The 12,349-nt window shown below is 39.4% G+C and carries 8 protein-coding genes; 1 reads left to right on the top strand and 7 read right to left on the bottom strand.

All coding sequences use genetic code 11. The features are described 5' to 3' along the window. Nucleotides 1–143: 143 nt before the first annotated feature. Nucleotides 144–833: an RNA polymerase sigma factor gene (locus tag CA2015_RS14545; RefSeq protein WP_048642553.1), complete on the bottom strand. Its 690-nt coding sequence runs from the start codon at nucleotides 831–833 to the stop codon at nucleotides 144–146. Nucleotides 834–1,723: 890 nt separating this feature from the next. Here CA2015_RS14545 and CA2015_RS14540 point away from each other — a divergent pair. Continuing rightward, a complete protein-coding gene (locus tag CA2015_RS14540) occupies nucleotides 1,724–2,743 on the top strand; it encodes a LacI family DNA-binding transcriptional regulator (protein ID WP_048642552.1) in 1,020 nt (339 codons plus the stop codon). Between the two features lie 146 nt (nucleotides 2,744–2,889). Here the strand turns inward: CA2015_RS14540 and CA2015_RS14535 are convergent, their stop codons facing one another. The 6 genes from CA2015_RS14535 to CA2015_RS14510 all read right to left on the bottom strand — a co-directional run bounded on the left by CA2015_RS14535 (nucleotide 2,890) and on the right by CA2015_RS14510 (nucleotide 12,320). Further along, on the bottom strand, nucleotides 2,890–3,636 hold the full coding sequence (locus CA2015_RS14535) for a glucosamine-6-phosphate deaminase (protein WP_048642551.1): 747 nt from the start codon (nucleotides 3,634–3,636) through the stop codon (nucleotides 2,890–2,892). Nucleotides 3,637–4,201: 565 nt separating this feature from the next. After that, nucleotides 4,202–5,545, bottom strand: coding sequence for a dipeptidase (locus tag CA2015_RS14530; RefSeq protein ID WP_048642550.1), 1,344 nt, complete (start codon nucleotides 5,543–5,545; stop codon nucleotides 4,202–4,204). Between the two features lie 72 nt (nucleotides 5,546–5,617). Beyond that, complete coding sequence (locus CA2015_RS14525; RefSeq protein WP_048642549.1) at nucleotides 5,618–6,961, bottom strand: Gfo/Idh/MocA family protein; 1,344 nt, start codon at nucleotides 6,959–6,961, stop codon at nucleotides 5,618–5,620. 40 nt (nucleotides 6,962–7,001) lie between these two features. Then, nucleotides 7,002–9,074: an alpha/beta hydrolase family protein gene (locus CA2015_RS14520; RefSeq protein ID WP_048642548.1), complete on the bottom strand. Its 2,073-nt coding sequence runs from the start codon at nucleotides 9,072–9,074 to the stop codon at nucleotides 7,002–7,004. Between the two features lie 40 nt (nucleotides 9,075–9,114). Next, a complete protein-coding gene (locus CA2015_RS14515) occupies nucleotides 9,115–10,536 on the bottom strand; it encodes a Gfo/Idh/MocA family protein (protein ID WP_048642547.1) in 1,422 nt (473 codons plus the stop codon). An 89-nt stretch (nucleotides 10,537–10,625) separates the two neighbouring features. Next, nucleotides 10,626–12,320: a RagB/SusD family nutrient uptake outer membrane protein gene (locus tag CA2015_RS14510; RefSeq protein WP_169786483.1), complete on the bottom strand. Its 1,695-nt coding sequence runs from the start codon at nucleotides 12,318–12,320 to the stop codon at nucleotides 10,626–10,628. Between the last annotated feature and the right edge of the window lie 29 nt (nucleotides 12,321–12,349).

Below are 12,349 nucleotides of genomic sequence, written 5' to 3'. Positions count from 1 at the left end.
TCATTTATGGAATAAAGGATGGGAAATTCCTTCACATTTCCGGTGTATATATACTAAGGGCTAGGTAAAAAGGAAATTACCTCAAAAAATTTAGAAAATTTTTAAAAAAAATATTTTACGACTAGAAGAACTATCAAATAAAGTTATTCCCCTATTGAATACATCTTTAATAGAAACGAAAGCAATAGGATATTCCCCATACTTCCTTTCATTGCGGCGAGAGCTCTGTAGAGTAGGGTGTAAGTGGATTTTTGGCTGATATCTAGCAATTTAGCAATTTCACTAAACTCCATCCCATCATAAAACCTTAATACTATAATTTCCTTTTGCCTTCGTGAAAGCTCGTTGAGTGCTTTAAGAATTTGTGCTTTTTTTATGGTAGAAATTTCTCCCGCAATTATTCCAAATTCATGGGACAAGACTATTTCAAAATCGTGATCATTGAATGCTTCTTTAAGAGGTAGTTTTCTTTTTTTCTCCAGGTTTTTAAAAATTTTCCTTTTCAGGCCCTTGTACAAATAATAACGAACAGAGTCTGCTTGTGCTATAGTTTTTCTGTTTTTCCAGAGTTCTACAAAAAGGTCATGGATACTATCTTCAATCAATTCCCGATCAGAGGTAATTATTTCGCCATAGTTATATAACAATACAATATAGCGTTTATAAAGGGCTGAAAACGCCACTTCATTCCCGGCTTTAAACTGCCGCCAAAGCATGGTATCATCATTACTATGTTTGAGATTCTTGGAAGTCGTATTCCCTCCTTCCGAAGTCTCTCCTTCAGGAGTAAGTGTTAATTGAAGGTCTCTATTTTCCCTGCTGGATAGCCCCATAATAATTATAACTCAATCAAATTACAGTAATAGAATGGCAATTACAGCTTGACTTGGTTAGGTAGTCGCCAATCCATTTGTTACTAAATCCTTTAAATCCGAAATACCCAATAATAATCATATTAGATTCTACAATCACTTCATAATCAGTTAATCGTTGTTTTTCGGAACTTCATCGTAGCAGTCAACTGCCATAATTTATAATCCCAGTGATCAATTTTTTATCTCCACCAATCATGGCAATAGTAAACGTATTATTCGGGTTTAATAGAATTGAAATTGAGTATTGACTATTGAATCAGGAATAAGCAATCGCAAATCAATTTTGTAGCAAAAACCCTGGTAATTTCAGGTTTTTTTTTAACTACGTGAAATTGCATTTTGAAAACTCTATTTCTACTTTTTTCTCTATATCAACACAATGTCCATCAGGCTACTTAGATCAATCTTTATTAAATTAATATTGGTTGAATCAATCAATATTAATCTTGATCCGAAGTCACCCCACAAGCATATTAAAATTTACTGCCTTATTCTGTTAAATAAAAGTTTTGCGACTGATTTTTTCGAATTCTAGGTATAATATAGCGGAATCAAGTGCTGGGTGGTAAATCAGAAAGATAATCCACTAAAACTTTCGATTTTATCTACTCTCTCAAACACTCCTGCAAAAAACAGATGTCCTTAAAAAAACTTCAAAACAAAATTTAAGAGCTTGTATAAGGACTACATTTTTCAGCAAATTAAATCAAATTTATTAGTTTTTATTCCTTAGCCAAACTCATGCTTAGCTAAAGCATATCGTAAAAAACTTCTACCACTCCATACATTTGATATTTCATATTTATTAAAAAAACAGCATATTATGGGACAGTATTACAAAAATCTAAATGCTACATCAGACTATAACCATAAAAGACATTGCGAGGGAATTGAATATTTCAGTTTCTACAGTTTCCAGGGCTTTGCGCGACACTTTTGATGTGAGCCTCGAAACAAAACAACTGGTACTTGAAAAAGCAAAAGAATTAAATTACAAACCGAACTTCAATGCACGTGGACTATCTCAAGGCAAGACCAATAATATTGGGATAATTTTACCTTTTATAACCAATTACTATTTTTCGACAGTTATTACGGGTATTCAAAAAATCGCTTACGATTTTAATTACAACATTATTCTTTACCTGACCAATGATTCTGAAGAAAGGGAAAAGCTTATAATGAGCAACCTTACCCTATCAGGACTTGATGGAATACTTATTTCTACTTGTGCAAGTAACTACGACCACGTTCATGAAGTCATTGGCAAGGGAATTCCCGTTGTGTTTTTTGACAGAACCAACCCTCTCGAGGCCTCCAAAGTAAGACAAGACGATTATAACGGGGCTTTTGAGGCCACTAGTCACCTTATTTCCCAAGGTTTTAGTGAAATTGCTCACATAACGGGTCCACAAGATCAAATTTTTACTCAAAACAGACTTAATGGATACCTAAATGCATTGGAACACTATGGAATCCCAATAAGAAGTGAATGGATCGTCCACACTGGGTTTTCACAAGAATGCGGATCCACCGACCTACAGTCATTAATGAGTCATTGCAAAAAACCCGATGCCATATTTGCTGTAAATGACAGAAAAGCCATTGGTGCCATGGTACAGTTGAAAAAAGAAAATATACGAATAGGACAAGATTTTGGTGTGGTTGGTTTTACAAATGACCCTATTTGCACACTTATTACCCCTACGCTTACTACAGTTTCTGAATCCGCTTTTGAAATTGGTAGGATTGCCTGTGAACTGCTACTCAAACATATTCAAAAAGTAAACCTACCCTCCAAAGAGGTCATTCTTCCTGGGGAATTAATTATACGAGAATCCAGTATGCGGACTACTTTAGTAGACTAAAATAAAATCCAATTAGGCAAACTCAGGCCGGGTTTGGCTATAGAACTTCAGATAGACAATGGAACCCTCTATTCTGAAGAAAAAATAAAAAGCCCCATCCGAAGACCAATTATTAGTCTTGGAATAGGGGCTTTTGGCTTAGTGGTTTATTTCTCTAAAGCATTGGTTAATAACTTCGCAGATGCATCATCTAGATAGATGCTGCATGAAGAATGTTCTTGCAGGATGCTAGAAGGGTTCATATTGCTTACTTCACCTTCAAGGCAATCTTTAACAGCTTGTGCTTTACGCTCATCAGGAACAGAACAAATGATATGTTCTGACTTCATGATTTGTTGGATAGACATACTTATGGCCTTGGCCGGTACATCCTCCATGGTTTCAAACCAGCCCTCATTCATTTGTTGCTTTCTGCAAGGCTCATCCAAGTCCACAACTAAATAAGGTTCCTTGGTATCAAAATCAGCTGGTGGATCATTGAAGGCAAGGTGGCCATTTTCCCCAATACCTACAAAAGCCACATCGATGTCCTGGTCTGAAATCAAAGCCTTTAGCCTTTCACATTCTTTTTCCGGATCATTTTCTCCATTGATATAATGAATAGCTCCCAAATTCTCCACCTTATCTACAAATCTCTCTTTAAGGTATTTGCGGAAACTGGCAGGATGAGTTATTGATATCCCTATGTATTCATCCAAATGAAAAACGGTCACTTTGCTCCAATCAATATCTTCTTTTAAAAGCTGAGTAATGGTTTCAAACTGACTTGTACCCGTTGCTAAAATCAAATTGGCTTTTCCCTTACGTTCGATAGCCTCACGGATAAGAGGTGCTGCTGCCTCTCCTGCTGATTTACCAAGGCCTTTTGGATTAGCTGATTGAATTATTTTCATAAAATTGATATTAAAGTTAAATAAAAGACATTTTAATCGTCACTATGTAGTTTATACCTAAGCAAAGGTTTATTAAGGGTTCATTTATCCGGTAGCGTACCCTGATTTTTCAGGAGATTTACCTAATTCTTGACTTAAACCCGAAATATGCAATAGACAATTTATTACATTATCCGGGTTAAACAGAAAGTTGAAACCCTTTTTAAGTGGCTATTCCATTGATCCAAATACCAAGCCTTTCTGCCCTGTTTAATCCATAAATTTCGCTTACAATTTACGGCTCATTTCTACACAAAATAAACCGCAGAAAATCACTTGACCTTGAGGGGGCAAAGATTGATCTACAAATAAAATTGAATAAAAAGGTCAAGGTTTATATCTCCATCTAGTAAAAGGCTTTTTTTTAAATAGCCTGAAAATTAAACACTAAAAAAGTGTTACTAATAAATTAATTAAGCAAGAAAGGGATAACAAAACACTTTTCTAATTACTGAACTTGTCCAAAATTAAAATAGGCTTTTCCCTATAAAACTGTCTATATAAAATTAGAATCCCCTACAAGCAATTACTTCAAAGCTGCTCTTGCTACACGTAATACATTTCCGCTCAGTATTTTTTGAATGTCCTCGTCCGAGTATCCCATTTGAACCATCCCAACAGTAAACAATGGCCAATTGGTCCAAGCCATGCTTTGCGTCATCTCCTTGGTGGTAGTAAAGGGTTCTTTCGGATCTGGCCAAAGTGCTTCCCATCTATTCCTACGCTTCCTATAAGCAGGCACTTTCTTGTTTTCTTCAGCAGCGTATTGAGAATTATGCGCTACGTCTGTTCCGATGGCCACCCGGTCGCTTCCAAATTTTTTGACCATATAATCAATGTGCCTCATCATGGAAGCGATATCTCCTGAACCACCTAGGAACCAAGGTATACAACATATCCCTAGGTATCCGTCTGTGTCAGCAATGGCTTTAATAACATTGTCTGGCTTGGCACGGTAATGTTCATACAATGAATTCACCGTACTGTGACTGGCCACCATTGGTTTTGTGGAATACTTGGCAGCGTCCAGACTTGTTTGCCATCCTGAGTGAGCAATATCTACAATCACACCTACCCGATTCATCTCCTCCACTACCGTTCTCCCAAAATCACTCAAGCCAGCATCATTCGGTTCTCCACAGCCATCACCTATCATATTTCGCCGATTATAGGTAAGGTGCATCATGCGAATACCAAGTTGGTAAAACACCCTAATATAACGGAGCTCATCCTCCACAGAAATCCAGTCCTGAGGAAGAGGAACACCATTTCCTGTAAAGTAGAGTGAATGCTTGTTCTGTTGTTTGGCTAGCAAAATATCCTCAGGAGTAACGGCCTTTATCAAAGTGTCCTTCATCCAGTCCGTAGCATAGGTAAACCTGGACAATCGTTTGAGCAGCCTTTCTATGGCACTTCCTTCCTCTCCTGAATTTTGGATGACGCAGGTAACTCCTGAAGCTTTCCAAGCATTGATAAACTCTTCGGTTTCTCGCTTGACTTCCACAAAACCTGTCATGGTCATGTCTTCCTGCATATCCTGAAGCTCTAGAGGAGAAGCATTTTCCTCCACAGCTCCTTTCATTCTTTCCCCATCGACTGCGGCTCTGGGCATAAAGCCATAACAATCAACCACCACAGAATTGCGATGAAGTTCAAGTCCATGTTCCAACTGGCTCTTGGTAGGTTTTAAAACCTTCAATGCTACCTGATAGGCCTCTTTCATTGCTGGTGTAATTTGAAAACTTGTAGGGTCTTCCATAGGCATAGCGGGATTGTTTCCCGATTGCCCGGCAGCAAAACCTTCCAATACCCCTAAGCCAGTAACGGCCATTCCTGAAACCTTCAAGAACTTCCTTCTGCGGTGGTTCATGTGTTAATAATTAAGATTAAATCGATATTTTAAAGGTAAAAACTTCGTTCACAGAGAATTCTGCTCTATAAATCAGCCCTTTCTAGCTACTGGAACAAGAGAAGTAAGGTCTTCTATTCTGACAATTTTCCCCGTCTCAATACTATTTCTTGCTGCTATACCAATCAATGCAGACATGGCGCCATCTCTAGAACCTGCAGATTGTTTGTAAAGATCTGGTGAATCTGGATACCTGAATATCTTGTCTTTTAGCCTAGGATCAGAACCTCCGTGTCCGCCGGACTCAGGCATGACTTTTATATTTTTGACATTACCGAATAGGTTTCTGATCGTGATTTCCTGGTAAGGAGGTACTCCTGTTGGCATTGAGGACTTTATCCAAGCATCCAACCTGCCCTTGGTCCCATTAACGGCAAGTCTGTAGCCTTCGTAAGGTGAGCAAGCCGTCAGTGAGTAATTTACCTTAACACCGTTGGCATACTTGTATTGTACCGCCATGGTATCATAAATATCCACCTCTTTACGATAAATACAGCCATCACGTAAATATCCATCATGTTTTTCATGGGCTACATACAGGTCCATTGAACTTTTGCTTTGGGTAATGTCCCAATAAAAATTGCAATTGGACTTATGGGGACAAGGCCTACAGTTGGTACTATTGAACTTGCTGTTTTTCTGTCCGTAATAATCCAAGGAACCGTAAGCAAAAACCTCTTCCGGTTCTGAATCCATCCAGTAATTCAAAGCATCAAAATGATGGGTTGCTTTATGCACAAGTAAGGTTCCTCCATGCTCTTTCTCCCCATGCCAACGTCTGAAATAACTTGCCCCATGACTGGTATCCAAATACCAGTTAAGGTCTACTGATTTTATATCCCCTATTTCTCCATTTCTCAGCAGTTCCCATATCTGTTGAACATAGGCTGAATAACGCATATTAAAAGTGACAATTACCTTGTTTCCTGTCCTTTTTTCCGCATCAAAAATTTCCTGACATTTAAACTCATCAGTAGTCATCGGTTTTTCTGAGATTACTCTCAAACCAGCTTCCAAACCTTTGATAATGTACTCATGATGGGTTGCATCAGTAGTCGTGACAATCAAGGTGTCGGGCTTGGTTTCCTTCATCATCTTGTCAAAATCTGTATATACAGGGCAATCGACTTTCATTTTTTCTTTGGCGTATGCCACCCTTCCTGGATTAACATCACATAACCCAACAAATTCCAAAATGTCATTGTACTCTTCCTGAACTGGCGCACCCCACATACCGATACCTCTACCACCAGTACCTACCAATACCACCCGGCTTTTATTCCCTTTAAAACCATAACTAATTGAAGGTGCCAAAAGGCCAGACGCTGCAAGTAGCCCCGTGTTTTGGATAAATTTTCTTCTGTTTATCGATTTCATAGTTTATTTGTATTAAGCTTCTAAATTTTATTGGTGGGTATTAAAATTGAAATTTAACGCTTCCTTTTCCTTTAAGATAAGTTCTTATGCTGGCAAATTCCATTTTCCATTCATTTTCCTTCGCTGGAGATATCGATTCTCCAGACATGGTTACGGGGTTCTCAAAGGTAATTGGCAAGGAAGCCAATCCTGCAGCTAGTGACACATCTCCCCATTGAAGGAATTTAGGCAAGAAGATGGCAAGGCTAAAATAGTCTACTCCTTCACGGTTATCAAAAAGGTAACTTACCGGAGTATTTCTTAGGGTAAGTGCTTCAAAGGTTCCTTCTTCCAAAGCTGCCAAATACAATCCTGCTAACCCAGCCTCTTTGTCTCCATCAAAGGTCAAAACAGATGGTGCATAATGCTCTTTCACAAACTCAGAGACCATGTTCAATTCCCCAACCCATTGTCCAAGCATTGTTTCTCCAAGCCATAATCTAGCTCTTGCAAGGGTATGAAAAGGAGTAAGGTAAGCGACCAATTGATCCTCTTGAGAAGCAGCCTCCCCCGTACCACTCAATTCCACTATGACTACCCCCTGCCCCTTATTTATTAATTCATCAATTCTTGCTTGAGGAACTTCATGTTTCCCATTTGCCGTGGCAATGATAACATAGCCCAATGCTGCATTACTTGGTTTTCTGATAAGTAGCGGGGTGAGTAAGTTATTAGAAGTTTCTAAGGCTATCTTTTCCCATCCTGCTTCGGAGGAATAACTGTTTACCTTATCAACTTTAGGATAACCTTTGATTTTCAAAAGTTCTTTCAACCCTGATTTCACTTGTTGCTTGTCTATAGAGGTTTGCCCTAAATAGCTTTCTCTCAACTTCTGCCCTTTTCTCCGGCTGTATTCTGCAACACCTACAACCAATGGGTCCCGTTGCCCCTCAGGAAAGACCATTAATTTCTCATAAGGAAGCACTTCAAAAGGAATTTCCTCTCGAGAACTTCCATCCCCTATTCCTTTAAGGTGTAGGTCAAACCAACCCAACATGGCTTCCCTGTCTTCCGGCCAATAGCCATGTTCCAAATCAAACAACTCATAGGCTATCTTTTCTTCGGCCCCAAACTGCTGAAAGACTGGTTTGGCATTGTGGTAACTTCTCAGCATCTCTGCTGGAAAAAAAGTAGAGTTACTGTCCTTATTGTGGTTGCACATTTTCAAAGCCCTGGGAGCATACAGTGCCAAAATACCCGAAGTCTCAGTAAATGAAAGCCCATTGGGCATCAACTCGCAAACGCAGTTGGAACCCATTACTGCGGATTCAAAAGTACCTACACTCACTACTGGCATGGCTGCTTTAACCCTTTCATCCATGGCAGCAAACCACATGGTCTGATTCCCTCCACCACTTGCACCTGTAGCGCCAATGTTTTCGGCATCCACATAAGGCAAGCTGCTCAATAGATCAACCGCCCGCATATTGTCTATTACTTGGACGCCCAAAAGGGTCTCACCTACGTTCATCAATGAAGCACCTAAATTGGATCCATGGTATTCGAAATCCATGTGTTTGGTTGATCTTTCTCCAGAACCAAAAGCATCAATACTCAAACATACATATCCATTTTTGGCCAGGCTATGTCCTACAGATTGTATGTTTTCGGCGGCCTTACCTTCAGTCCAATGTCCATGCATATTGATCACAGCTGGAAATGGGCCCTTGCCCTCTGGAATATAAAGGTTGGCAGTAGCATAAATGCCGGGTTGGGTTTGAAAATAAATGTTTTTTATCGCATAACCATCCATTTGGACAGTACCCGTTATCCTCATATCCAATTCCAGGTCATGATCTACCTTAATGCCACTATTTAAAATTACCTCTCGAACTATTTCGCTTTTTCTCTTTTCCCAATCAGCCAAGGTTTCCGGTAAAATGTGCGTGGCATATTTTATTTGGGCCTTTTGCTTCATCCTTCCACCTAAGATATCAGCCCGCTGAGCAGATAGAACGGAGGGTAAACTATCTTGAGGACTCCAATGCAGCGCAGTACCATCATAGGCTTTTGTTACACTGGGACTGAAGAGCTGGACGATAGAAAAAAGACTTCCAAACAGAAAATTTCTCATGGCTTAATTAGATTACATGTCATAAGTGTACGTTTTTAAATTAAAGGTTAATCCCTGTATTTCCACCATGAGTCAAATTTATGTCCACTGGGGAGTTTTGCTTCCATGAACCGCCGGTAAAATCAGGCACATCGATAGCCGTTGATCGATTGGCTACTGACCATTCACTTAAAGGAAATACAGAGCTCCATAAAGCTGCATCATAAACATCTTGTTCCAAAGGCAAACCATTTCTTAAGCAATCTATTAATCGCCAATCCATCAAGAAGTCCATTCCTCCATGCCCTCCTACTTGCTTGGCCAATTCTCCTATTCTTTTTACAATTTCTGGTTGGTATTTTTGCTCCAAAACTTTCATCTCCTCTTCAGGAAGCCAACCCTCATGACTTGTAGCAATACGGCCTGGCAAAGGGTATTTCATGGCAACCCCTTTGGTACCACTTACCAAATGTATTCGTGAATAAACCCTAGGGGAAGAGACATCATGCTGAAGCATAATGGTACTTCCATTTTTGGTTTTGATGGTGGTTACATTCATGTTCCCCCTAAATGGTTTCCCTACAAATTCTTTGTAAACATCATCCTCTTTAGCCAATTTTTCAGTCATCTCTCCAAGGACAAAATCCTTACTCGATACTGAAACAAGAAAATCAAGTTGATCTCCCCTGTTGACATTCATGGCCTGACAAATAGGTCCCAGTCCATGAGTAGGGTATAAGTTTCCGTTTCGACTGGCATTGTGTCGAAAGCGCCACATATTCCATTTTTCTTTGCTGAAAATGCTAGGGATAAAATCATGGATATAGGCTCCTTCACAGTGAATAATGTCACCAAAAAATCCTTGACGCACCATATTCAGTGTCATCAATTCGAAGAAATCATAACAGGTATTTTCAAGCATCATACAATGCTTCCTGGTTCTTTCAGAGGTTTCTACAAGGGCCCAGCATTCCTCCATGGTGATTGCTGCCGGAACTTCCACTGCTGCATGTTTATCACTTTCCATTGCATAAAGAGCTATGGGGGTGTGCAGTTCCCAAGGAGTGGTAATATAAATTAAGTCAAGGTCCTTTCGCTCCACCAATTTTTGCCATATTTCCGCATCTCCTGTATAGAGATCAGGAGAGTGAGCGGTATTTGCAAGCTTTTGCTTGGCTTGTTCGGCTTTTTCTGGTCTCAAGTCACATAGGGCTTTTATAGCAACCCCTTCAATTTTGCTAAGTCTTCTTACAGCCGCTGAGCCCCTACTTCCTAGGCCTACCACGCCTATCCTAACCGTATCAATTTTAGGAGCTGCATATCCGGACATATTAAAAACCTGCTTGTGTTTTTTATTCGCGAGGTTTTTTATTTTTTCGTATCCGATGGTTTCCTCAGCACCGTAAGCTGAGCCTGGAAACAAGGCCGATCCAGCCATACCTAAACCGGATAATTTGAGGAAATCTCTTCGATTACTATTCATAGAACAAATTATTTAGCACTCAATATATGAAAAAATGATGTACGTACCTCAGATTAAAATACGTACATCATCATTTTATTTAAATTAACTTACTGTTGGGCCACATTATAGCCTGGATTTTGCTCAAGCAATCCATTTTTGTTGATTTCGGATTGAGGAATTGGGAGCAAATAATTGGCTGGGTTGAAATTTCCAGTTTTCCAAAAGGCTACTTCATAAGTCTTTGTTCCATCTGCTTGTTTTCTGATGATCATTCGTGTGCGGTCTTTGTCTGCCACTTCCGGAAGAATTTTCCAACGACGAATATCAAACCAACGATGTTCTTCAAAGACCAACTCAATTCGCCTTTCGTTTACTATTCTTTCAAATAGGGCATCCCCACTTTCAGTAACATCAGGCATGTTTACACTTGGTCTATTTCTTACTATATTAAGGTATTCTCTGGTAATGTCTTCGTTACCCAGAAAATAGTTAGCCTCTGCATAATTCAACAAGATTTCAGCATACCTAGCAAATGTCCACGGGGTTTGAGACATATTATTTCCGCTTGGATTAACAATCCTTTCATTTGCAAATTTCAACTGGTAATATCCAGTTTGTGTGGCGTTCCATGCCGATACTGGCCCCTCATTTGAATCTAAACCACCTGGTAAGAAAGTTTCCACTTCTCTTCCTTGGAAAGGTGCTCCATCATGTAGAATAGTGGCATAAAACCTAGGGTCTCTGTCTGCATAAGGATCATTGGGATTGTAATCAGGATCATCCTCTGGCTGAAGGCCATTCACCGTTTCGAAATCATCTACCAGATTATGTAGCGGATGCACTTGCCCAAAACCATTGTAGCCATTAGGATACAAACTTAATTCAACGTACACCCTTTCACTACTTACAAATTGATTGTAAGGACGCTGCCATATCATTTCTGGATTGTAGATATTTTCTTCAAGAAACATGGTCCTATAATCCTCAAAAAGCTCATATTGTCCCAAATCGATGACTGCCTTTGCAGCATCTGCTGCTTTCTGCCATTTTGTTGGATCCATTGCTGGATTGTTCAATTCACTGGCGTAGTATAAGGTAGCACGTGATTTTATGGCCATGGCTGCCCCCTTAGTGACCCGACCCTGATCGGCATTATTGTAAGTTTCTGGAAGCAAATCAATCGCTTCATCCAATTCTGCCAACACAAATTCCATGACTTCCTGATAAGTATTTCTTTTTACTTTAAAATCATCCTCTAAGGTAAAAGTCTTGGTAAACAATGGCACGCCACCAAATAAACTGGCCAACTTAAAATAACTGTAAGCCCTGATGGTTTTCATTTCACCAATCATCCTATTTTTGGTGTTTTCACCTATTGGCACAGCTCTTTCCCTATCTATATTTTCGAAAAAGATATTGGTGCGGTTAATTGGCTGCCAATAATTAATATTTCTATCGTTTGCTCCTGTCCAATAATCCACTTCTCTAAGGTCATCAGGATTAAGGTTACCCTCCCAAACACTCCAGGCCCAAGAGTTGCTTCTAGCATTAATTTCATCCGTAACCACAGACAGTCCATACAAACTATAGCGAAGGCCACTTGGAATGGTTCGGTAAGCATTGCCAATGAAAGCTTCTATTAAAGATTCATCCGCCCAAACTGCTTCGTCTGTAAACCTGTCTGCAGGTATAACATCTAATACCTCATCATCGCAAGCTATATTCAGCGTAGCAACTAGCAATAGCATGGAAAACATTCCTGTTATTCTATTTATATACAAGTATTTAAATATCGTTTTCATAATAGGGAATTTTAAATTTTGCATCAATT

The organism is Cyclobacterium amurskyense, from assembly GCF_001050135.1.
Classification (GTDB): Bacteria; Bacteroidota; Bacteroidia; order Cytophagales; family Cyclobacteriaceae; genus Cyclobacterium; species Cyclobacterium amurskyense.
Note: the sequence above shows the minus strand (reverse complement) of the source record. Positions and strands in the feature narration are given on the sequence as shown.

Coding starts and splice junctions, on each gene's coding strand:
- CA2015_RS14535 (WP_048642551.1), bottom strand. CDS start 3,636: ATGAAAATAATTCAATCAGCTAATCCAAAAGGCCTTGGTAAATCAGCA.
- CA2015_RS14515 (WP_048642547.1), bottom strand. CDS start 10,536: ATGAATAGTAATCGAAGAGATTTCCTCAAATTATCCGGTTTAGGTATG.
- CA2015_RS14525 (WP_048642549.1), bottom strand. CDS start 6,961: ATGAAATCGATAAACAGAAGAAAATTTATCCAAAACACGGGGCTACTT.
- CA2015_RS14545 (WP_048642553.1), bottom strand. CDS start 833: ATGGGGCTATCCAGCAGGGAAAATAGAGACCTTCAATTAACACTTACT.
- CA2015_RS14510 (WP_169786483.1), bottom strand. CDS start 12,320: ATGAAAACGATATTTAAATACTTGTATATAAATAGAATAACAGGAATG.
- CA2015_RS14530 (WP_048642550.1), bottom strand. CDS start 5,545: ATGAACCACCGCAGAAGGAAGTTCTTGAAGGTTTCAGGAATGGCCGTT.
- CA2015_RS14540 (WP_048642552.1), top strand. CDS start 1,724: ATGCTACATCAGACTATAACCATAAAAGACATTGCGAGGGAATTGAAT.
- CA2015_RS14520 (WP_048642548.1), bottom strand. CDS start 9,074: ATGAGAAATTTTCTGTTTGGAAGTCTTTTTTCTATCGTCCAGCTCTTC.